The sequence below is a fragment of the Exiguobacterium sp. UBA3491 genome, from assembly GCF_002377745.1.
Classification (GTDB): domain Bacteria; phylum Bacillota; class Bacilli; order Exiguobacteriales; family Exiguobacteriaceae; genus Exiguobacterium_A.
In genome coordinates this window covers 95,905-118,347 of the sequence record NZ_DFQK01000003.1, presented here as the reverse complement: position 1 = coordinate 118,347, position 22,443 = coordinate 95,905, and the positions used below count along the sequence as shown (strand labels likewise).

Sequence of the window (22,443 nt, the reverse complement as noted above, 5' to 3'; positions counted from 1 at the left end):
TTTTTTGATACAATACGCTTGGAAAGGAGTGGTGTCCTATGCGTATCATTGGTTTGCTCTCATTATTAATCCCTGGCATCATCGGCGCGATTGGTATTAAGCTCATGCGCGACAGTGTCTTTCTAATTGCGCAAGTGCCGTTTAAATACTTAGGCGATGCGGCTTACGTATATGTATTGCAAGGTCTCGTTGGGTTGATTCTTGCGATGGGTGGTATTGGATTTGTCGCAGGATATGTCTTTTATCGCGATCGAAAACGTGGAAAAGTCTCTGACCGCTATCAAAAAAAATAAACACAGAAAAAGGTCCCCATCTCTTGAACTCATTTCAAGCGCGGGACCTTTTACTCGTATAAAATTGGTTTCACTTACGGATGAACTCCTCTCATAGTTAGAACTATTCGTGTACTCCAAAACCTTAGGTGTTCCTCTTAATGAAGAGGTGGAAAGAAATCAGATCTGGCTATCGAGCTAACGATAGAATGGTATTTCAGTTCCATCATCTGACTGTACTCGGGACCTAGGTGGAGCGTAATGTCATCCGCTTGAAGCAGTCAAACATTCGGTTGCTAACAATCACTGCTAGACAACACTCCTTTTCACGAACTGTACTTTTCATCTTAGACGATCCGTTACCTTCCACTTTTCCCTAGCTTCGAAATCATGGAAGCTCCCATTCATTCGAGATATCCCATCTAGAATGAACAAGATACCTTGGTACGACTTCTACCAAGAGAATGTCGTCCGGCATTCTTGAGCCATTTACAGTTGGCGTTCTGAGATGATATTCATCAACGGGATTTCCGGAGTCCTCGCCGACTCGACGTTCATCTGACGTCTTGCCAAATCATTTGGTACCTTTATTATAACGAACATTTCAGTTTATGCAATATTTATTTGCAATCGCTTTTATTTTTTTGACCTCTACCGTATGCTGTAGAAAGAGTGCATTCGAAAGGAGATCTTGTATGCGAAAAATCATCGCATTCGAACATCTATCTTTAGATGGTGTCGTTCAAGCACCGAGTGGAAAGGAGGAGGATGTAAGCAACGATTTCGAACATGGTGGCTGGACCGTTCCGTTTCAACATCCTGAGATCGGTCAAGTCATTCGCGGATGGATGCATGAGGACTGCTCTTTGTTGCTCGGTCGAGCGACTTACGAACAATGGGCAAGTTATTGGCTACTCCACTCAGATGTCTGGCCGGTTGCCGATCATGCCATGAAGTATGTCGCCACGCGTCATGCACTACCTGTCCTTTGGCAGCCGACAACTTGTTTGAAGCATCCGACTTCTGAACTAAAGCTTTTGAAACAATAGGATGGCCCACCGTTTCATATCTGGGGCAGTAGTGAACTCGTTCATACACTTTATCAAGCGGATTTGATCGATGAGCTTCGATTGATCCATTATCCTGTCATCATCGGTTCCGGCAAGCGTCTCTTTCCCGATCAAAGAATGGTTCCCCTCACTTGGAACGTCATAGAACAACACACGTTTGATAACGGAGTGTCAATCATTCGCTATGAACGAAATAAGAATCAAATATAAACCGTTTATTGTATAGATACTTCCTTTTACCAGAAAGAAAGAGGAAAGAAGCGTAGCGATTCGAGATGGACAAAAAAAGTGCAATCTTTCTCGTCAAGAGAAAAACTGCACTTTGTCTTCAGTCTGGCACCGTTTATGAATTAGACGGTATATGGCTTCAACCGGATTGTTCTTGATTCATATGACTCGATACATACGAGATGAATTCCGAGTTCTTTGGACTCTTCTCCTGTTCGATCCGACCGTTGAACAACTCGTGTTGCTGCATTCCTTCGTTCCAGGCGGACTTGATGGCATGACGCATCGCTCGTTCGACGCGAGAGGCTGTTGTTTGATGTTTTTTCGCAATCGTCGGATAGAGTTCCTTTGTGATCAATCCGAGTAGGTCTTCCCGTTCAAGCACCATTAAGACAGCGTCTTTTAAATACGTAAACCCTTTGATATGCGGAGCGATTCCCACTTCTCGAAGTGTCGAGCCGACTTTTAGATCAATCGTTTCGATCGCCGGAGCTTGTCCTTGATTCGTCACGAGACGAATTTTTTGAACGAGCTGATCCATGCTGAACGGTTTAAGTAAGAAGTATGATGCTCCAAGGGTGACCGCCTGTTGTGAGACCTCGTCCTTACCGAAAGCACTCAACATGATGACAGCAGGATTCTTCTTTTCTTTCATCAATTCTTCGAGCACACCAAGCCCATCTAAATGAGGCATGATGATGTCGAGGAGCAATACATCCACCTCATGTTCTTTCATGCGTTCGAGACAACTCTCGCCATTGTAGGCGACGCAAACGACTTCCATGTCTTCTTGCGCAGAGATATGCTGGCGAATCAGTTCGACCATTTCGCGATTATCATCTGCTATCCCGACTTTAATCAATCCTTACACCCCATTTTTAAGCGATTCTTTCATCGTCTTCGCCTGATCCATCAATTCCTCGGCATGCCGTAATGTCAAATCTGTCATATGGGCACCGGAAATCATCCGTCCAAGTTCGTTCCCTCGATCTGCTTGAGACAAGACGTTGACTTGGGTCGTCGTACGATCCGTCTCCTCAATCTTTCGAATATAGAGATGTTGATCCGCCATCGAAGCGACTTGTGGTAAGTGCGTAATACAAAGCACTTGTCCGTCTACCGACAAACGATAGATTTTTTCAGCCATCGCTTGTGCAACACGACCCGAGACACCCGTATCAACTTCATCGAATATGATTGAGGCGACTCCGACCGAGCGCGAGAAGATTGACTTCAGTCCGAGCATGATACGAGATAATTCCCCACCCGACGCAACTTTTCCGAGCGACTTAAATGGCTCTCCCGCATTCGTCATGATGAAGAATTCCACATGATCGATCCCGTTCTTGCGTAGCATCGGTGTCTTTCCGTCTTGAAGAAAACGAATTTCAAACCGCGCCTTCTCCATGTATAGCTCATGTAACTCCAAATGAATCGCTTCACTTAATTGAACTGCCGCTTTGCGACGCTGTTGTGAGAGTCGACCTCCAATTTCAAACAATTCGCTTTCGAGCTGTTCGACTTCGGTTTTTAAGCGTTCAATTCGTTCATCTCGATTTGTCATCGTATCAAGTTCAATCCGAATTTTCTCACCGTAAGCAATGACTTCCTCAATCGTCGCCCCATATTTTCGTTTCAGCTGTTGGAAGACGGACAAACGTTGTTCGATCTCATCGAGTCGATTGGAATCGAACTCAAGTGTTTCGAGTTGATCTCGAATCGCATAACCGACTTCTTCTAGTCCATAAAAGGCGCTTGCGATCGCGTCACTTTGCTGAGAAAACTGTTCGTCGATGCTTGATGCTTGTTGTAGTTCACGCATCGCGTCTCCAACGGAATCGATGCCGCGCATCTCATCGTGTAAGGCGTCATAGGCTGTCTTCAACGACGCATATAACTTCTCGAAGTTCGCAAGACGATTTCGCTCGACGAGTAACTCATCTTCCTCATGTGCTCGAAGTTTTGCGCCCTCGATCTCTTCGGTCTGAAACGATAACAAATCGATCCGTTGGGCGAGTTCTTGCTCGCTTTGTGCGAGCGATTGTAGCGCTGTCCGTTTTTCTTCATACGTTTGATAACCGGACTGATAGGCTTGAAGGAGTGGCGCGATCGCCTCTTGCGCGAAGTCATCGAGAATCGCTTGATGGTACGTACTGTCCATTAAATGCTGATGTTCATGTTGCCCGTGCATATCGACGAGGACACGTCCGAACTCACGTAAAATCGTCAGTGTGACCAGCTTATTGTTGACGCGACAGACACTTTTTCCTGTCGCGAAAAGATCACGTCGCAAGATGATCAATCCGTCTTCGATATCGATGCCATACTCTTCTGCAAGATCATAGACGAGATGATCGTCTTCAATCAGAAACAATCCTTCTAGTTCCGCCCGATCTTCCCCGTATCGAACGAATTCCGCGGATCCACGTCCACCAATTAATAATCCGATCGCATCGAGAACGATCGATTTACCGGCACCTGTTTCCCCAGTCAAGACGGTCATTCCTTTTTTAAAGTCGATCTGTAGCTCGTCAATGATCGCAAATTGTTTGATCGATAATTCAGCTAGCATCCTGTCAACTCCTTACAGCATTTCTAAAATTCGTTCCGTCACTTCTTTCGCTTGTTCCTCACTTCGTGCAATCAATAGGATCGTATCGTCCCCACACACCGTTCCAAGCAGTTCGCTCCAGCTCAAATGATCTAGTAAGACAGCGACTGCATTCGCATTTCCCGGCAGGACATGCATGACAATCAGATTTTGCGCAGAATCAATCGAGATGAAGCTATCTCCGAGCAGACGCCGCAATTTCCCGAGTGGGTTGAAGCGTTGGTCGGCGGGTAAGCTATATTTATAACGTCCATCATTCAACGGGACCTTCACGAGATGGAGTTCCTTGATATCTCGTGATACCGTTGCCTGTGTCACCTTATATCCTGCATTCCGTAATTCCTCTACCAATTCATCCTGGGTTTCTACTTCTGATTGGGTGATGATCTCCCGAATCTTAATCAACCGTTGCCCCTTTGTCATTCCTGCACCTCACAGTATTCTTCGATGTTACTATTGTAATCCAATAAATCATCAAAAGTCCACGTTTCCCATTTTATTATCCGGTTTTCATCTTGTCACACAACAAGGAAGACGGACCCATGAACCGGATCCGTCTTCCTTATCATCTTTTCGTTTAAAGACTAGCATGCGCTAGCTTGACCGTCTCCGCCGCATGAACGGACGGATCAAGCCCTGGTTGACCAAGGCGTGCATGCAACAAGAACTCAATGTTGCCCTCTCCACCGGTAATCGGAGAATAGTCGAGCTGCTTGACATAGAACCCTTGTTGAATGAAGAATTCGATCATCTCATCGAGAACTCGGACATGAATCCGCTCGTCACGCACGATGCCTTTTTTACCGATATCCTCACGACCTGCTTCGAATTGCGGTTTGACGAGCGCCATGACGTCTCCTCCTTCAACGAGGATCATCTTCAATGGCGGAAGCATCAAACGTAATGAAATGAACGAGACATCGATCGTCGCAAACTGCGGCGCGACAGGGAACATGTCTGGTGTCGCATGCCGGAAGTTCGTTTTTTCCATCACCGTCACGCGGTCATCCGAGCGAAGCTTCCAGTCCAGCTGATTGGAACCGACATCAAGTGCATACATATGTGCTGCTCCATTTTGTAAGGAGCAGTCGGTAAAACCACCTGTCGACGATCCGATATCAAGACCTGTTTTACCCGTGACATCAAAATCGAATACTTGAAGTGCCTTTTCCATCTTAAAGCCACCACGCCCCACATAAGGCATCAACTGACCTTTTACGTGCAAATCGATATCGGACTTAACCTTTTCACCGGCCTTCTCCAATCGTTCCGTGCCACTAAAGACGAGTCCAGCCATGATCGACCGTTTCGCTTTTTCACGCGTTTCAAACAAACCGCGCTCGACGAGAAGAACGTCGAGGCGGATTTTCTTTACATTTTCCATGAATCTTCACACACTCTGTTTCTTTCCTTGATTGACGAAAGCGCGTACTTCTTCTGCGATTTGTCCAGGTAATAGTCCAATTTCTTCCAGTAACTCATTCACACCGCCGTGCTCGATATACCAATCCGGAATACCGAAGCGTTTGACGCGTGGGAATGCTTCCTGCTCATTCGCATGCTCAAGGACAGCTGATCCGAATCCACCTTTTAGGACGGCTTCTTCCAGTGTCACAAGCGGAATTCCCTCTGCGTAAAGAGCGTTCAGCATCTTCTCATCAAGCGGTTTGATCGTCCGGGCATTGATGATACGAACTGATAATTCGCCTGCTAAGAGATCCGCGATTTTGAGCGCGTCTTGCACTTGTGGTCCGAATGCAAGGATGGCGACATCTGTTCCTTCACGTTCAACTTCCCACGTATCGAGCGAAATTTCATGCAATGTCTCATCCATTGGTACACCAAGTCCTTCGCCACGCGGGAAACGAACGGCGATTGGTCCTTCGTATTTAACAGCTGAATAGAGCAAGTGCTGTAGTTCATTCTCATCCTTTGCCATGACGATTCGAATATTCGGCACGTGGCGCATGAAAGCAATATCGAAGACCCCTTGGTGTGTCTCTCCATCTGCTCCAACAAGACCTGATCGGTCAATCGTAAACGTTACGTCCAGATTTTGACGCGCCACGTCATGCACGAGTTGATCGTATGCGCGCTGGAAGAACGTCGAGTAGATTGATACAACGGGTTTCATGCCTTGCGTCGCTTGACCAGCTGCGAACGTAACAGCATGTTGTTCCGCGATCCCAACGTCAAACATCCGCTCTGGGAATTCTTTTTCAAAACAATCAAGTTTTGAGCCAACACTCATCGCTGGTGTGATCAACGTCAGCTTTTCATCGTCGCGTGCCATCTTCGTCAAGGTATCCGCTACCGTAAAGGAATAACTTGGTGCTTTTGATTTTCCTTTAATGACTTCGCCGGACTCCATCTTGTATGGTCCAAGACCGTGCCATGTACCGACCCCGTCAAACTCTGCCGGACGATAACCTTTCCCTTTTTTCGTGATGACATGAAGCAGGACAGGTCCTTCTTCTTTTTTCACGTAATTGAGCTGTTCGATCAAATCATTAAGATCGTGTCCATCGACCGGACCGTAATAGTTGAAACCAAGTTCTTCAAAGAACATCCCAGGAACGAGCGCTCCCTTGACGGCTTCTTTCAATTTCTCGCTTCCTTTTTCCAAACGTCCGCCAATGACCGGAATCTTTTTGATCAATGCTTCAAGCTCGTCTTGCGCAAAACGTACTTTTCGAGATGAACGAATCCGTCCTAGCATTTGATGCATCGCACCGACGTTTGGTGCAATCGACATCTCGTTATCATTTAAGATGACGATGACGTTTTGTTGCTCTGCTCCGATGTGATTCAATGCTTCGAGGGCCATACCGCCTGTTAATGCCCCATCACCGATGATCGCGACTGCCCGGTCATCCTTACCGCTCAATTCGTTTGAAACAGCAATCCCCATTGCTGCTGACAAGGACGTCGAGCTATGCCCTGTCTCCCAGACGTCATGCACGCTTTCATTGCGTTTCGGAAATCCACAAAGTCCTTTATGCTGACGGAGCGTATCAAACTGGCTCGCGCGTCCTGTGAGAATCTTGTGCACGTAGGCTTGGTGTCCGACGTCCCAGACGAACTTGTCATTTGGACTGTCGAATTCACGATGCAGTGCAAGCGTTAACTCGACGACTCCAAGATTCGGTGCCAAGTGCCCACCTGTCGTCGCTAATTCTTCAATCAAAAAGCGCCGAATATCGCCTGCGAAAACTTCGAGTTCGGAGACCGACATACGCTTTAAAAATGACGGATCCTGTATTTCTGTCAATTTCATACCTTACCGCCTCTTTTCCTTACAATCTTATAGGGTTTGTACCCTACATTGTACTAGAACAATCTATCGAGCGCCATTGTCAGCATAGAAAAAGACGACGCACGATGCGTCGTCCTGCTTAATGGTCACGCTTGACCACGAAGTCTAGCAGTTCCTTAAGTGTCGTCGCTTCGACCGATAGTGCTTCAATCGCCTGTTCTGCTGCTTCTACCTGAGCTGTCAGTGCACGTTTCGCACCTTCAAGACCGAAGAGTTTCGGATACGTCGCTTTTTCATTTTCTTCATCGCTACCAACCGGCTTGCCGATTTTTTCAGCATCTCCTGTCACGTCTAAGATGTCATCTTGAATTTGAAAAGCAATGCCGAGATGGCGACCATATTGATGCAGGTGCTCAAGATCTCTCGGACTAACTGCGGCGAGCAACCCGCCTGCTTCGACCGCAAAGACGAGAAGTGCTCCTGTTTTTCGACGATGAATCGATTCTAGCTCCGCTACATCATTTATGCCACCACGCTCACCGAGCATATCATCGAGTTGTCCACCGACCATACCAGAAGCTCCTGCCGCCGCCGCTAATCGTTCGACGAGCGCAAGCTTCACTTCTGGCGAAGCTGGTGTCTCGAGGAGGCAGCTGAATGCGTTCGTGAGCAATGCGTCCCCTGCTAAAATCGCTGTTGCTTCATCAAAAGCGATATGATTCGTCGGACGACCTCTACGGAGATCATCATCGTCCATTGCCGGAAGGTCATCATGAATCAGCGAATATGTATGAATCATCTCAAGTGCCGCAGCAGTAGCATCTCCTTTTGAGCGGTCGATTGAGAAGGCATCGAGTACTGCATAAATCAAGGCCGGACGAATCCGTTTCCCACCGGCATCAAGTGAATACCGCATGGAGTCACGTAAACGGTCGGGTGCATCGAGTCGCTCCATGAACTCTGCCATTTTGTTTTCGACTTGTGTCTTCCATTCATGCAAGGCAATCATTGTGCTCCTCCTTTTTCCCGCAGCGTACCATCTTGCTCCAGGATCTGATCGAGTTTTTTCTCAGCAACGGATAACTTTCCTTGGCAAAGAGCTGTCAGTTTGACGCCCTCTTCATAAAGAGCCATCGCTTGTTCTAGCGGAGCTTCGCCCTCTTCGAGTAACGTGACGATCTCTTCTAGTCGTTCTAGTGCTTCTTCAAAAGATTGTTCCGTCTCCATCCTTACTCCCCATCCTCTCGTTTGGCACGAATCGTTCCATCATGGAATCGGATATCGAACGAAGACGCTGTTAATGCCTTCGCGGAACGAACAATTTGTCCATCCTGTTCGACATACGTATAGCCGCGCATCAGGACATGCGTCGGACTGACGGAGTCGAGTCGCGCGAGCACATGACGCACTTGTTGTTGTTTCGATTGCAAAAGCCGACGCACGATTTCGAGTCGACGACGCGACTGTTCAATCGTTGCTCGTTGTTGTACGAATCGATCACGTACTGGTATTCGCATTAAGCGTGTGTGAAGACGCTCCACCTGCTGTCGGTTTTGGGTCACGATATACTGCATCTCTTTTTGGAGCAACATTTCCGTCCGGTCCAGTTGTTCCTGCTTTAGTCCGAGTAAAACACGTGGCGATTTAAGACCGTAACTCGCAGCTAGACGTGTCACTTGCTCCTGTTTACTCTTAAGGAGTTGTGTATACGTTCGTTCCAAACGTCGCTCTACATCCTGGACACGACGGACGAGTGCCTCTGCTTCCGGAGTGACAAGTTCTGCCGCCGCTGTTGGTGTAGCAGCACGAACGTCGGCGACGAAATCACTGATCGTAAAATCAGTCTCATGTCCGACAGCAGAGACGATTGGGATACGTGATTCAAACACGGCTGTCACGACAGACATTTCATTGAATGCCCACAGCTCTTCGATTGAACCGCCACCACGACCAATGATCAACACATCACAGGCAGCATGCTCGTTCATCAGTTGAATAGCACGACTGATTTGAGGTGCCGCGTCTGCTCCTTGTACAAGAACTGGCGCGAAGACGATGGCTGCTTGCGGATAACGACGCCGGAGTGTCGTTGCAATGTCATGAAGCGCCGCTCCTTTTGGCGATGTGATGATCCCGATCCGATCCGGAAAAGCAGGCAACGGTTGTTTGATCGCAGGATCAAACCAACCACGTTCTTCAAGATCCATTTTCAGGCGAGAAAACGCCTCGTATAACGCGCCCACACCATCTTCCGTCATCCGTTCGACATAGAGTTGCATTTCTCCAGAAGAGACGTAGACGGATAAGCGTGCCGTGACGACGACACGCATGCCGTCGCGTATGTCTGTCTTGACCCGACTCGCATCCCGAGCAAACATGACGGCTTTCATCCGTGACTGTTCGTCCTTCAACGTAAAATAAAGGTGACCGGAAGAGTGTCGTTTAAAGTTCGACACTTCTCCCACCACCTGGACTTGTTGAAGAAGGGCGTCGCCTTCTAGTTCACGTTTGACATAGTGGACTAAATCGGAAACGTGAAGAGGTTCACTCATTGCGCGGCCTCGATCGTGTTATGCAGTAACATCGTGATCGTCATTGGACCAACGCCACCCGGAACAGGTGTAATCATCGATGCAACGTCTTGTACCGTATCAAAATCAACATCACCGACGAGTTTACCATCGACACGGTTGACACCGACGTCAATGACGACGGCATCCGGTTTCACCATATCTGCAGTAATCAGCTTCGGTACACCGACTGCGACGATCAAGATATCCGCTTGGCGTGTCATCGCACCGAGGTCTGCAGTTTTTGAATGACAGTATGAAACGGTAGCCGATTCATTCAAGAACAACATACCGACGGGTTTTCCGACGATTTGACTCCGTCCGACGACAACGACGTGCTGACCCGCGATCGGTACATTCATTTCTTTTACGAGATGGAGAATACCGTTTGGTGTACATGGTAAAAATGTCGGTTCACCAATCATCATCTTCCCGACAGAGACAGGATGGAAGCCATCGACGTCCTTTTCAGGAGAAATCGCAAAAATGACCTTGCTCTCATCAATATGGTCTGGCAACGGCAATTGAACGAGAATCCCGTGGACACTCGCATCTACGTTCAGGCGTTCAATCAAATGAAGGAGTTCTGATTCCGTTGTTTCTGCCGGAAGTCGGATCAACTCTGAATCCATTCCGATTTCCTTCGCTGCCTTCTCTTTTCCGCGTACATAAGATTGACTAGCTGGATCTTCACCAATCAAGATGACAGTCAATTGCGGTTGAATCCGCTGTTCTTTCAGACGTGCGACTTCTTCTTTCAGCTTCATACGATATGAATGGGCTACCTGTTTTCCATCGATTACTACTGCCATGATTTGTCCACTCCCCCAAAAAGTTCGATTCACTCTTCTGTCTGTTTGTCTCTATTCGGTTTTAAATCGGTTTATGAATTTTCTTTGACGACGCCTTGTGCCACTTTACCAAGAACACCGTTCACAATTTTCGTCGCTTCTTCATCTGCGAACGCCTTCGTCAATTCGATGGCTTCGTTAATCGTTACTCGAACCGGAATGTTCGTTTCGAACAACAATTCGTAGACGGCCAAGCGAAGAATCGTCCGCTCGATGTTTCCAAGTCGCTCGAACGACCAGTTGACGAGTGCTTCTCGAATATGCTGATCAATTGTTTCTTTGTTCGTTTCGACACCGTTCACCAATTGCTCGACGAATGTATCGTATTCCTTACCTTCTACCGCGAATTCAATGGCCTCTTGTGCAGTCAGATCCGAAAGTTCCATTTGGAACAAAGATTGGACTGCGAGTTCGCGTGCCATGTGTCGTTTCATCATGATTTTGCGTGCTCCTTTTTTTGTCGTTCTCAATCAGTTAGTTTAGCACATTCCTCTTTTAAAAAACATAGAGAACGCCAAAAAAAGACGGGAGTTCGTCGCACAAACTCCCGTCCTGATTCAGTTTACCATCGTACCTTTTAACTCACGCTCTGCGAATTTCGTCGTAAATGTACCACGACGGAATACCGGGTGACTGAGAACCCGTTCGTGGAACGGGATCGTCGTTTTAACACCTTCGATCCAAAATTCAGCTAGCGCACGTTCCATTTTCGCGCATGCTTCTTCCCGTGTTTCTGCATGAACGATCAACTTCGCAACCATCGAGTCATAGTATGGTGGAATCATGTACCCTGGATAGACCGCGCTATCGATGCGCACGCCCATTCCGCCCGGTGTCACATATTGTGTGACACGTCCAGCAGACGGACGGAAATCATGGTCTGGATCTTCGGCATTGATCCGGCATTCAATCGAATGACCATGGAACTTGATATCCTTTTGTTTAACGGCAAGTGGATGATCGAGCGCGACTTGGAGTTGTGCTTGAACGAGATCGAATCCTGTGATCATCTCCGTTACTGGATGTTCCACTTGAATGCGCGTGTTCATCTCCATGAAGAAGAATTCTTCCGTTTCTTCGACGAAAATGAATTCGATCGTTCCAGCTCCTGTATACTGAATCGCTTTTGCTGCTTTTACAGCAGCCTCGCCCATCTTCAACCGTGTCGTTTCACTGACCGCAGGAGATGGTGCTTCCTCAATCAGTTTCTGCATCCGGCGCTGAACGGTACAATCTCGTTCCCCGAGGTGAATGACATTACCGTGCCGGTCAGCAAGCACCTGTACTTCAACATGGCGGAATTCTTCGATGAAGCGTTCTAAGTATACGTCTCCGTTTCCGAAGGCTTGTTTCGCTTCACGGCGCGTCTCACTTAGACCATTGATCAACTCTTCTTCCGAACGAGCGACCCGAATCCCTTTACCACCGCCACCTGCTGTCGCTTTGATGATGACCGGATAACCGATTTCTTGCGCTAGCGCGACCGCTTCTTCGTCCGTGACCGTTCCATCTGAACCAGGTACGACGGGTACTCCGCATTCGATCATCGTTTTCTTCGCAACGTCCTTGATTCCCATCTGACGGATCGCATCTGACGTCGGACCAACAAATTTGATCCCACACGCTTCACACATCTCAGCAAAATCGACGTTCTCAGCTAAGAAACCATAACCCGGGTGGATCATCGTGACTTGACGGTTCGTTGCGATCGCAAGGATGTTTGTAACGTTTAAGTAGGATGAAGCAGAACTTGCTTCACCGATGCAATATGCCTCATCTGCTAAGCGAACGTGTAACGCTTCCTTATCCGCCGTCGAGTAGACAGCAACGGTCTGTATTCCAAGTTCCTTTGCCGCTCGAATGATACGGACGGCGATTTCTCCACGGTTGGCAATCAATAATTTTTCCATGCTGTTCACCCCCGTTTACGGACGGATCCGGAAGAGTGGTTGACCGAATTCAACGAGATCTCCATCGGCGACAAGAATCTCGACGACCGTTCCAGATACTTCCGAGTTTAAGTTATTGAAGAGTTTCATTGCTTCAAGGACACAAACGACTTGACCGACTTCGATCTGATCCCCGACTTTGACGTATGCCGGTTTATCCGGATTCGGACGAGAATAGAACGTTCCGACCATCAAGGCATTGATCGTGACCGTATCGTCAGCGACTGCTTCTTCTTCAACAGGTGCCGCTGTTTGTTTCACAGGAGCAGGTGCCGCCACTGGAGCAGCGGGTGCTTGGTGCGAGACTGTCACTGTTTCTCCTTGTTTCTTCAACTTTAATTTATACGTATCCGTTTCGAGTGAGAGTTCATTTACACTCGACTGATCGAGCATTTCGAGTACTTGTTTCAACTGATCGATTTTCATCTGTCATTCTTCCCCCATCTATGCTGTATTCACAATTATTATACCAGGTGCTAATGCCTACTCAAATACTTATATTAACTGGTCATACCATTGGATGCAAGTCATGCCGGATGAAAAAAGACGTCTCTCGACCTGATAAAAGGTGAGAGACGTCTTGTCGTTTCAATATTATCCGTTGTAACGACCTGTGAAATCACCTGTACGTGTATCAACCGTTACTTTTTCGCCTGCTTCGATGAAGAGTGGAACTTGAATGATATGACCTGTCTCAACTGTCGCATTTTTCTTGACGTTCGAAGCTGTATCACCCTTAACGCCAGGCTCTGCTTCAACGATCGTCATGACGACTGTGTTCGGCAATTCAAGACCGAGGATTTCGCCGTTGTAAACCGCGATTTGAACTTCCATGTTTTCAAGCAAGTATGGAAGAGCTGCTTCGACTTGTGCCGTCGTCAATTCCAATTGCTCATACGATTCTGTGTCCATGAAGACGTAAGTCTCGCCCATTGGGTAAAGGTATTGCATCTTGTTACGCTCGATGTGTGCACGCTCGACACGCTCACCACCACGGAATGTCATCTCTTGGATGTTTCCGTTACGGATGTTACGCATTTTCGTCCGAACGAACGCTGCCCCTTTACCTGGTTTAACATGTTGGAATTCAAGTACTTGCCAAATCATACCGTCTGAAGTCTTAATCGTTAATCCTGTTTTTAAATCGTTTACTGATACCATGAATGGTTCCTCCTAAAATGTCCCGTCACTCTGAATTAGAGAGTGATCAGTTCTTTTGGTGAAGACGAAAGAATTTCTCGACCTGTTTCCGTGATCAAGACGTCATCTTCAATCCGGCATCCGCCAACTTGCGGCACGTAGATACCTGGTTCGACCGTAACGATCATGCCCGGTTCAAGTTTTGTCTCAGAGCGGAACGACAAGCCAGGTCCTTCATGTACTTCTAGACCAATACCGTGTCCCGTCGAGTGACCGAAGTACTCGCCGTATCCCGCTTCTTTGATGATATCACGCGTCAATGCGTCTGCTTCGATCCCAGTGATGCCTGGTTTTAAGCCATCGACACCCGCTAGTTGCGCTTGCAAGACTGTATCGTAGATTTTCTGCAATTCAGCATTGATCGGACCGACTGCGACAGTCCGTGTGATATCTGAAACATAACCGTTCAAGAGCGCTCCGAAATCAAGCGTGACGAGTTCGCCTGTCGCAATGACCTTCGAACTGGCAACACCGTGCGGCAAGGCAGAACGATAGCCCGATGCCACGATCGTATCGAAAGAAGAAGACGTCGCTCCATGCTTACGCATGAAGAATTCTAGTTCATTTGATACTTCAAGTTCCGTTCGTCCTGGTTGAATGTACGTCAAGATGTGTTGGAAGGTCGCGTCTGCGAGCTCCACCGCTTCCTTAATCATCTTAATCTCTGACGAATCCTTAATCAAGCGTAGGTTTTCAATGATTCCTGTCGTCGGAACAAGCTCGATTGCCGAAGCTTGATCGTATGCTTCAAAAGCACCGAGTGTCATCGCATCCTTTTCGACACCAACCGCGCGAACACGCGCTCCTGCCATCAATTCGCCCATCGTCTCTGGAATCGAACGTTCGATTTGAACGATCTCCATTCCTTTGACTTGGTCTGCCGCTTGCTCCGTGTAACGGAAATCCGTCACGAAGTACGCTTGCTCTTCTGTTACGAGACATGCACCGCTTGAGCCTGTGAAGCCGGAAATGTATCGAATGTTCTCTGCCTTCGTGACGAGTAATCCTGGAAGGTCCCGTTCCTTTAAAGCTGCTTGTAACGCCTCGATCCGTTGTTTCATGATTGATTTCCCCCTTGTTCCGATTGTTGTAAAGCTTGGAGTGCTTCCGTTGCCAGACGATATCCCGTCATGCCAAGTCCAGCGATGATTCCTTGGCAGACAGGTGCAATCATCGAATGATGCCGGAAGGATTCACGCGCATGGACATTCGATAGATGAACCTCGATGACGGGTGCTTCGATCGCAGCAATCGCGTCACGTAACGCGATACTCGTATGCGTGTAGGCAGCCGCATTGAAGACGATACCGTCCGCTCCCCGTTCCTCGTGAAGAACATCAATCAATCGTCCTTCATGGTTCGATTGCTCGAACCGAAACTGAATGTTCGGAAAATAAGCGCGAAGCTCGTGTTCTAAGTCAGCTAACGTTGCCGTTCCGTATGTATCCGGTTCGCGTGTTCCGAGTAAATTCAAGTTTGGTCCGTTTAATATCAAGACACGCAAAAAAACACCTCCTCGAATTCTTTTTCATTGTATCATAACCCGATTTCCGACTCCTAAAGATTACCTCTTTTTGACGAGTCGAACATAGTTTTTTTGTCGTAAATCAAGTACACTGACGATACACCTAATTTTAATGAAGACGGGATGCGTTCTATTATGAAAACGACTAATCCGCCGGTCGGTGGTCAAGCCATCGTCGAAGGCGTCATGTTCCAAAATGCGACCCATGCGGTCTCTGCGATTCGTCGAAATGATGAATCGATCGAGACGTTCGCCCAACAAAAACCGATTCGACCACGAATCGCCAAAGGCAAAAAAATCCCACTTCTGCGTGGCTTGTTCGCTTTGATGGAGTCCTCAGCGAATGGCGCCAGTCATATGAACTTCGCAAGTGACCGATACGGTGTCAAACCTGGTGAAGAAGAGCCGGAAGAGACGACTGCCAGCCCTTTGACGAAATGGCTCGGCGTAGCTGTCGTCGGGATCCTATCATTCTTCTTCGGTAAATTACTCTTTACGTTACTACCGGCTTTCCTTGCGTCACTATTCGATGTGTTCCCTGCTTTATCGGGACATGTCATTCAAAATGTCATCGAAGCAACAATCAAATTAACGCTTTTGTTCAGTTACCTCTACGTGATTTCATTGACTCCGCTCGTCAAACGACTCTTTCAATATCACGGTGCAGAGCATAAGGTCATCAACTGCGTCGAATCAGGACGCCCACTCACGGTCGAAAACGTTCGCGTCAGCAGTCGTCTTCATTACCGTTGCGGCTCGAGTTTCTTGATCTTCACCGTCATCGTCGGATTTTTTGTCTATCTGATCGTGCCTACGGATCCGCTCTGGTTGCGTCTCGTCTGCCGGATCGCCTTATTACCGGTCGTCATCGGTCTTTCATTTGAAGTGTTACAGCTGACGAATAAAGCGCAGCACATCAAAGGACTTCGCGTCATCGCCTTGCCTGGCCTATGGTTACAATACTTGACGACGAAAGAACCGGACAATGCACAGATCGAGGTTGCGATTTATGCGTTTGAAGCATTGGAAAAACAGGAACATAACCTACATGAGAATGCACTGGGTTAATCGATAACAGGGGTGATATTATGATCAGACAACGCATTGGTTCTACATTTGCACTCGTCGTGTTACTGTTCGCTTTTGTCGGCTTCGGATATAAACTCGTCAATAATCCAAGTAGTCTGTTTTCACAATTGCTGTTCTTCGGGATTACCGCCGGGATCATCTTCTTGCTCTTTAAGTTCCTGACTCGTAATCGAAGCGTCGGAACGGGCGCAAATGCTCAGTACCGAAAATCCGTCGCTCAATCAAAAAAAATGCATGGCTCTTCGAATTCTGTTCGCCGGACAGACTTTAAGAAAAAACCGGTCAAGTCCTCAAAAGCGCCGGCATCGAATAAAGTCAGACCGTTGCGCGATCGTTCAAAAGCGCCTCATCTGACAGTGATCGAAGGAAAAAAAGGCAAAAAGAAAAAACGTGCTTTCTAATTTCAGAAGTACATTAAAAAGGAGATTCGTCATGCGACGAACCTCCTTTTTTCGTGTTCAATCCGTTTCAACCCAACCGATATACGGTAGATTGCGGTATTCCTCCGCACAATCGATTCCGTACCCAACAACGAAGTAATCCGGAATCTCGAAACCGACATAGTCTGCGTCGAGTTCTACTTCACGACGTGCCGGTTTATCAAGCAATGTACATACTTTGAGAACTCCGGGTTGATGTAATTTCATGTGATCACATAAGAAATGGAGCGTCCGCCCTGTGTCGATGATATCTTCGATGACGACGACATATTTCCCTTGCACATCGAGATCGAGATCTTTCTTCAACTGAACACGCCCGGAAGAGACGGTCTTTGTTCCGTAAGAAGAGCACGCGACTGTATCAATTTGAACGCTTCCTTTGATTTCACGCATCAAATCGGCAGCAAAGACCATCGACCCTTTTAACACGACGACGAGAACGATTTGACGCCCAGCCGCATCCACTTCGATCTGTTGTGCTAATTCACGAACCTTTTCTTTCAGTTGTGACTCCGACACTAATTTTTCTTTAATCGTGATTTCCATGACAAGGTGCGAACACCCGCCACCCCCTTCGTCCATTTTCAGGCTCAGTATAGCATATCTACCTTGAAATGCGCACTTTATCATAAAAATGTAATGAATCGTTCGTGTTTGAGAACTTTTTTTTTAGCAAGGAACTATAAAAAAACAAGCCTCAATCCTCTGGATGGGCTTGTTGATAGCGATGCAGTTCTTCTTTCAAACCAGGACGTTCCGCAAAGAACTGAATCATTCCGTTAATCTTATCCAACGCTTCGATACTAATATGATGCTCGATTCCTTCGACATCCTTATAGATCAGTTCTTCATCCACACCAACGAGACGAAGAAAATCTTCAAGTAAGGCGTGTCGTTCCACGAGACGCTTTCCGATTTTGCGTCCTTTAGGTGTCAGCATGAGACCCCGATACTTTTCATAAACAAGGTACGTCTCCCGGTCGAGCTTTTGAACCATCTTCGTTACCGAGGACGGGTGAACTCCTAACGACTCCGCTATATCCGATACGCGAGCGTATCCTTTATCTTCAATCAGTTTATAAATTTGTTCCAAATAATCTTCCATACTCGGAGTTGGCACGACATCACCTTCCCATTTCATTCATTAGCGTTTCCAGTTCCACTCATCACTACGGTATTTCTCGGCAAGACGCTCAATCTCCTGCCACTGCTCACTCGTGAATGTCAACGGAACGAACGACAAATCAAGCGCCTCTTCGAAGCCTTTCGTGAACGCTTCTCGTACCTCGTCAAATGCGACAGCGCGACCTGCTAGCTCATTCAAAGCGACAGCTTTTCCTGAAAAACGCGCTTTCATCCGCTCGCGCGTCGACTCATCATCATACAAGAAACAATCAAACAATTCACCTTCATCGACAGAGAGTGGGACCGAACCGTGCTGTAAGACAACGCCTTGATGGCGGACTTGTGCACTTCCTGCGACTTTCCGTTTTCCGACAGCGAGTTCATAATACGATGCTGCATCAAAACAGACGGCTGATTTCGGCTTCCGTAATTCTTCTTTTTCCTCTTCCGTCAACGGAACGGAAAATTCGACCGGAATGCCGAGGTGATGATATCCTTTGCGAATCCCTTCCGTCAACATCCGATAACTTTCGATGACCGTGCGTGGTAAACCTTCTGTATCTTCCGGGATGACGACACTGTATGTCAACTCGTCCGCATGCAAAACAGCGCGTCCTCCTGTCATCCGACGCACGATCGGAATCCCGAGCTCTGCAATCCGCTTTCGATCGATATCACGGGTTGCCCGTTGAAAATGACCAACACTTAATCCACGTGGTTCCCATGAGTAAAATCGAAGCGTCGGTGCGATCTCCCCCCGCCCGACGAACTGAATCAATGCTTCATCGATTGCCATGTTCATTGCCGGCTCCATCGCCGGCGTCGTCAACACTTGCCACTCTCTGTTCACTTGAGCACCCCCAAAACGTTTCCGTCTTAGTGTATCAAACCCATTCTCGGTCGCGCAATCACGAGTCGATTGCCGAAATCGATTTCGTTGACTATAATGAAACAGAGGTTAAACGAACGAAGGGGTTGGAAGTCGAATATGGAAACTGGAACTATCATTACGATCGTATTATGGGTCGCGCTGATCGCCTACATCGCTTGGCGTTTCATGCCGGTCAAAGGCATCACGAAATTGTCGCAAGAAGAATTCCGTGCGAACTACCGTAAAGCACAAATCGTCGATGTTCGCGAGACACAGGAATTCAAAGGTGGACACATCGTAGGTGCCCGTAACATCCCGGTCAGCCAAATGAAGATGCGCTCGAAGGAATTACGAAAAGACATGCCGATTTACTTGTATTGTCAAGGTAGCATGCGTTCTTCACAGGCTGCAAAAGTCTTGAAAAAAGCAGGCTATACGAATCTGTATCAGTTAAAAGGCGGATTCAAGCAGTGGTCAGGAAAAATCAAACGGAGCTAATGCTTCGTTCATCGCAAAAAGAGGATCTCTCCTTCGTCGGAGAGGTCCTCTTTTTTATGAAACAGCTTATGCGTGTACTTCTTGTTTTGGTTCGTAGCGTAAGACGGGTTTTCGAGCAGCAAGTGTCTCGTCCATCCGTTTGACGACCGTCGTGTGTGGTGCGTTCAAGACGACATCCGGTGTCTCTTCGACCTCTTTTGCAATCTGGAGCATCGCATCACAGAAGGCATCGAGTGTTTCTTTCGACTCTGTTTCCGTCGGTTCGATCATGATACACTCCTCGACGTTCAACGGGAAGTAGATCGTTGGTGGATGGTATCCAAAGTCAAGCAGACGTTTAGCGATGTCAAGCGTCCGGACACCTAGTGCTTTTTGACGTTTACCCGACAAGACGAATTCGTGCTTGCAATAGACGTCGTATGGCGCGTCATACGCACCTTTGAGACGAGCCAACATATAGTTCGCATTCAAGACCGCTTCTTTTGAAACGCGAGCAAGTCCTGCGCCACCCATTGTCCGAATATAACTATACGCACGAACGTTGATGCCGAAGTTACCGTAGAATGGTTTGACGCGACCGATTGCTTCCGGGCGATCGTAGTCGAGGACATAACGCTCTTCTTCTTTTCGGACGATTGGTTTTGGCAAGTATGGAATCAAATCTTGTTTGACACCTACTGGACCCGATCCTGGTCCGCCACCACCGTGTGGTCCTGTGAACGTCTTATGCAAGTTCAAGTGGACGACATCAAAGCCCATGTCCCCTGGACGAGCGATGCCCATGATCGCATTCGAGTTCGCACCATCATAGTACAGCTTTCCGCCTGCTTCATGAACCGCTTGTGCGATTTCGACGATATCCGACTCGAATAAACCAAGCGTGTTCGGATTCGTCAACATGAGTGCCGCTGTATCGTCACCGACTTTTTTCTTTAAGTCCGCTAAATCAACAAGACCACGTTCATCCGATAAGACCGTCACGGTATCGAAACCAGCGACAGATGCCGATGCCGGATTCGTTCCGTGCGCGGAGTCTGGAACGAGAACCTTCGTCCGCTTGAAATCACCACGCGCATGATGATATGCCTTAATCAGCATCAAACCTGTCCATTCACCATGTGCCCCCGCAGCTGGCTGAAGCGTCACTTCATCCATTCCTGTGATGACCGCAAGTTTTTCTTGCAGATCATACATCAAACCGAGTGCACCTTGAACACTTTCGACTGGTTGAAGAGGATGAATGTGTGCAAACCCAGGAAGGCGCGCCATATCTTCATTGATTTTTGGATTGGATTTCATTGTACATGAACCAAGTGGATAGAATCCAGAATCCACACCATGATTACGGTTCGAAAGCGCCGTGTAGTGACGAACGAGATCAAGTTCAGACACTTCCGGTAGCGCCACGTCTCCCTTCCGTAACATCGACTCTGGTAACAATTCTTCTACTGCCACCTCATCGACAGTCGGAAGCGGCAAGCTATAGGCGATACGACCCGGTTTGGAAATTTCAAAGATCAATGTTTGCTCATTCATGTGTGAGTCCCCCTAATGCTGTCACGAATTGATCCAACTCTTCATTCGTCCGTAATTCCGTTGCACAGACGAGCATCTCATTTTGACGCGCCGCGTCATAAGCACCTAACGGTAAACCCCCGATGATTCCGTGCTCGAGCAATTGTTGACTCGCTTGTGTCGCGTCGATTGGTAATGTAACAACGAATTCATTGAAACTCGGTCCATCGTCAACGATCGTCAAGCCAGCTTGTTTCAGCTTTTGCTTTAATGCATACGCCGTTTGCAAGTTGCGTGTCGCGAGTTCTCGGATTCCCCGTTTTCCGAGTGCGCTCATCGCGATCGAAGCAGCGAGTGCATTCAACGCTTGGTTCGAACAGATGTTAGATGTCGCTTTGTCACGGCGAATGTGTTGTTCACGTGCTTGTAACGTCAGAACGAAACCGCGTTTCCCATTCTCATCGACGGTCTGCCCAACGAGACGTCCCGGAATCTTACGCATTAATGCTTTTGTCGTCGTAAAATAACCACATGTCGGTCCTCCAAAACTTTGTGGAATTCCGAACGGTTGGCAGTCTCCGATCGTAATGTCGGCGCCAAGTTTACCTGGTGCTTCTAAGATACCGAGTGCCAGTGGGTTCGCAGAAACGATGAAGAGCGCACCACGTGCATGTGTCGCATCGGCCAATGCTTGTAGTTCTTCGACACGACCGTAGAAGTTCGGATACTGCACGATGACACAGGCAACGTCTTCGATGGCATCGAGTTGATCGATCCGTGTGACACCATGCTCAAGCGACAACGTCTCGACGTTTAATCCTGGACCATTCGCATACGTCTGGACGACATCGTGTGCTTCCGGGTGAACGCCATCTGAAAGAACGATCGTCTTTTTCTTCGTATGGGAACACGCAAGCATGGCCGCTTCCGCTAACGCCGTAATACCGTCATACATTGACGAGTTCGCGACGTCCATCCCTGTCAATTCACAAATCATCGATTGGAATTCAAAAATCGCTTGTAGTTCACCTTGCGAAATTTCTGGCTGATACGGTGTATAGGCAGTGTAAAACTCTGAGCGCAGCAACATATGGTTGACGACAGCAGGTGCATAATGATCATAGATGCCAGCGCCAAGGAACGATGGATATTGTTTCGTATTCATGTTTTGGTCGGCAAGCTTCGAGAGTGTCCGAATCAAATCCGTTTCCGGAAGTGGTACACCGACTTTTTCCAATGTACCGTTATCACGGACGGATGCCGGGATATCAGCGAGTAAATCTTCAATCGATGCTGCACCGATTGTCTGTAACATCGCCTGCTCATCTTCTGTTGTCATTGGTAAATAACGAAAATCCATAGAAATATCCCCC

General features: G+C 47.7%; 26 protein-coding genes. 6 read left to right on the top strand and 20 right to left on the bottom strand.

The features are described from left to right. Positions 1-38 precede the first annotated feature (38 nt). The 3 genes from B4F99_RS01070 to B4F99_RS15480 all read left to right on the top strand — a co-directional run bounded on the left by B4F99_RS01070 (position 39) and on the right by B4F99_RS15480 (position 1,552). Positions 39-293, top strand: coding sequence for a DUF2627 family protein (locus tag B4F99_RS01070; RefSeq protein WP_023467590.1), 255 nt, complete (start codon positions 39-41; stop codon positions 291-293). A 674-nt stretch (positions 294-967) separates the two neighbouring features. After that, positions 968-1,321: a dihydrofolate reductase family protein gene (locus B4F99_RS01065; RefSeq protein ID WP_290754828.1), complete on the top strand. Its 354-nt coding sequence runs from the start codon at positions 968-970 to the stop codon at positions 1,319-1,321. Between the two features lie 18 nt (positions 1,322-1,339). After that, a complete protein-coding gene (locus tag B4F99_RS15480) occupies positions 1,340-1,552 on the top strand; it encodes a dihydrofolate reductase family protein (RefSeq protein WP_396202431.1) in 213 nt (70 codons plus the stop codon). A gap of 157 nt (positions 1,553-1,709) precedes the next feature. Here B4F99_RS15480 and spo0A read toward each other — a convergent pair whose 3' ends face one another. The 15 genes from spo0A to aroQ all read right to left on the bottom strand — a co-directional run bounded on the left by spo0A (position 1,710) and on the right by aroQ (position 15,511). Beyond that, entirely contained in the window at positions 1,710-2,432 is a 723-nt protein-coding gene (gene spo0A / locus B4F99_RS01060) for a sporulation transcription factor Spo0A (RefSeq protein ID WP_290754826.1), read from the bottom strand. 3 nt (positions 2,433-2,435) lie between these two features. Beyond that, the gene (gene recN, locus B4F99_RS01055; RefSeq protein ID WP_290754824.1) at positions 2,436-4,142 is read right to left on the bottom strand and encodes a DNA repair protein RecN; all 1,707 of its coding nucleotides are present in this window, start codon (positions 4,140-4,142) and stop codon (positions 2,436-2,438) included. A gap of 12 nt (positions 4,143-4,154) precedes the next feature. Continuing rightward, the gene (ahrC, locus tag B4F99_RS01050) at positions 4,155-4,604 is read right to left on the bottom strand and encodes a transcriptional regulator AhrC/ArgR (RefSeq protein ID WP_214855085.1); all 450 of its coding nucleotides are present in this window, start codon (positions 4,602-4,604) and stop codon (positions 4,155-4,157) included. Positions 4,605-4,758: 154 nt separating this feature from the next. Continuing rightward, positions 4,759-5,565: a TlyA family RNA methyltransferase gene (locus tag B4F99_RS01045; RefSeq protein ID WP_214855083.1), complete on the bottom strand. Its 807-nt coding sequence runs from the start codon at positions 5,563-5,565 to the stop codon at positions 4,759-4,761. A gap of 6 nt (positions 5,566-5,571) precedes the next feature. Further along, positions 5,572-7,458, bottom strand: a complete 1,887-nt coding sequence (gene dxs / locus B4F99_RS01040; RefSeq protein ID WP_290754821.1) for a 1-deoxy-D-xylulose-5-phosphate synthase — start codon at positions 7,456-7,458, stop codon at positions 5,572-5,574. 118 nt (positions 7,459-7,576) lie between these two features. Beyond that, positions 7,577-8,446, bottom strand: coding sequence for a polyprenyl synthetase family protein (locus B4F99_RS01035; protein ID WP_290754818.1), 870 nt, complete (start codon positions 8,444-8,446; stop codon positions 7,577-7,579). Further along, positions 8,443-8,664, bottom strand: a complete 222-nt coding sequence (xseB, locus tag B4F99_RS01030) for an exodeoxyribonuclease VII small subunit (RefSeq protein WP_023467583.1) — start codon at positions 8,662-8,664, stop codon at positions 8,443-8,445. The genes B4F99_RS01035 and xseB overlap by 4 nt, the downstream gene beginning before the upstream one ends. A 2-nt stretch (positions 8,665-8,666) precedes the next feature. Beyond that, complete coding sequence (gene xseA, locus B4F99_RS01025; protein ID WP_035409097.1) at positions 8,667-9,989, bottom strand: exodeoxyribonuclease VII large subunit; 1,323 nt, start codon at positions 9,987-9,989, stop codon at positions 8,667-8,669. Continuing rightward, complete coding sequence (gene folD / locus B4F99_RS01020) at positions 9,986-10,819, bottom strand: bifunctional methylenetetrahydrofolate dehydrogenase/methenyltetrahydrofolate cyclohydrolase FolD (protein ID WP_081780391.1); 834 nt, start codon at positions 10,817-10,819, stop codon at positions 9,986-9,988. Before folD ends, xseA begins: the two co-directional genes overlap by 4 nt. Positions 10,820-10,890: 71 nt before the next feature. Continuing rightward, positions 10,891-11,292, bottom strand: a complete 402-nt coding sequence (gene nusB / locus B4F99_RS01015) for a transcription antitermination factor NusB (RefSeq protein ID WP_035409747.1) — start codon at positions 11,290-11,292, stop codon at positions 10,891-10,893. A gap of 123 nt (positions 11,293-11,415) precedes the next feature. Further along, positions 11,416-12,768: an acetyl-CoA carboxylase biotin carboxylase subunit gene (gene accC, locus B4F99_RS01010; RefSeq protein WP_214855077.1), complete on the bottom strand. Its 1,353-nt coding sequence runs from the start codon at positions 12,766-12,768 to the stop codon at positions 11,416-11,418. A 15-nt stretch (positions 12,769-12,783) separates the two neighbouring features. After that, on the bottom strand, positions 12,784-13,233 hold the full coding sequence (accB, locus tag B4F99_RS01005) for an acetyl-CoA carboxylase biotin carboxyl carrier protein (RefSeq protein WP_214855075.1): 450 nt from the start codon (positions 13,231-13,233) through the stop codon (positions 12,784-12,786). Between the two features lie 168 nt (positions 13,234-13,401). Then, a complete protein-coding gene (gene efp, locus B4F99_RS01000) occupies positions 13,402-13,968 on the bottom strand; it encodes an elongation factor P (protein ID WP_023467577.1) in 567 nt (188 codons plus the stop codon). Between the two features lie 35 nt (positions 13,969-14,003). Continuing rightward, complete coding sequence (locus B4F99_RS00995) at positions 14,004-15,068, bottom strand: M24 family metallopeptidase (protein ID WP_023467576.1); 1,065 nt, start codon at positions 15,066-15,068, stop codon at positions 14,004-14,006. After that, positions 15,065-15,511, bottom strand: coding sequence for a type II 3-dehydroquinate dehydratase (gene aroQ / locus B4F99_RS00990; protein WP_214855073.1), 447 nt, complete (start codon positions 15,509-15,511; stop codon positions 15,065-15,067). Before aroQ ends, B4F99_RS00995 begins: the two co-directional genes overlap by 4 nt. 156 nt (positions 15,512-15,667) lie before the next feature. On the opposite strand from aroQ, the gene B4F99_RS00985 reads away from it, so the two are divergent. Beyond that, positions 15,668-16,600: a DUF1385 domain-containing protein gene (locus B4F99_RS00985; protein WP_290754814.1), complete on the top strand. Its 933-nt coding sequence runs from the start codon at positions 15,668-15,670 to the stop codon at positions 16,598-16,600. Between the two features lie 20 nt (positions 16,601-16,620). After that, on the top strand, positions 16,621-17,022 hold the full coding sequence (locus B4F99_RS00980) for an SA1362 family protein (RefSeq protein WP_023467573.1): 402 nt from the start codon (positions 16,621-16,623) through the stop codon (positions 17,020-17,022). A gap of 57 nt (positions 17,023-17,079) precedes the next feature. Here B4F99_RS00980 and hpt read toward each other — a convergent pair whose 3' ends face one another. The 3 genes from hpt to B4F99_RS00965 form a co-directional block, all read right to left on the bottom strand. Beyond that, positions 17,080-17,607 (bottom strand): hypoxanthine phosphoribosyltransferase, encoded by a 528-nt coding sequence (hpt, locus tag B4F99_RS00975; RefSeq protein ID WP_035398306.1) that lies wholly within the window; start codon positions 17,605-17,607, stop codon positions 17,080-17,082. 151 nt (positions 17,608-17,758) lie between these two features. Beyond that, entirely contained in the window at positions 17,759-18,181 is a 423-nt protein-coding gene (gene mntR, locus B4F99_RS00970; protein WP_035398709.1) for a transcriptional regulator MntR, read from the bottom strand. A 24-nt stretch (positions 18,182-18,205) separates the two neighbouring features. Next, the gene (locus B4F99_RS00965; RefSeq protein WP_074668436.1) at positions 18,206-19,036 is read right to left on the bottom strand and encodes a lipoate--protein ligase family protein; all 831 of its coding nucleotides are present in this window, start codon (positions 19,034-19,036) and stop codon (positions 18,206-18,208) included. Positions 19,037-19,174: 138 nt separating this feature from the next. Here B4F99_RS00965 and B4F99_RS00960 point away from each other — a divergent pair, with 138 nt between their 5' ends. After that, positions 19,175-19,555: a rhodanese-like domain-containing protein gene (locus B4F99_RS00960; protein ID WP_023467569.1), complete on the top strand. Its 381-nt coding sequence runs from the start codon at positions 19,175-19,177 to the stop codon at positions 19,553-19,555. A 66-nt stretch (positions 19,556-19,621) separates the two neighbouring features. On the opposite strand, the gene gcvPB is transcribed toward B4F99_RS00960, so the two are convergent. Both gcvPB and gcvPA read right to left on the bottom strand, forming a co-directional pair. Further along, positions 19,622-21,091 (bottom strand): aminomethyl-transferring glycine dehydrogenase subunit GcvPB, encoded by a 1,470-nt coding sequence (gcvPB, locus tag B4F99_RS00955; RefSeq protein ID WP_290754810.1) that lies wholly within the window; start codon positions 21,089-21,091, stop codon positions 19,622-19,624. Continuing rightward, positions 21,084-22,430: an aminomethyl-transferring glycine dehydrogenase subunit GcvPA gene (gene gcvPA, locus B4F99_RS00950; RefSeq protein ID WP_290754808.1), complete on the bottom strand. Its 1,347-nt coding sequence runs from the start codon at positions 22,428-22,430 to the stop codon at positions 21,084-21,086. The genes gcvPB and gcvPA overlap by 8 nt, the downstream gene beginning before the upstream one ends. Between the last annotated feature and the right edge of the window lie 13 nt (positions 22,431-22,443).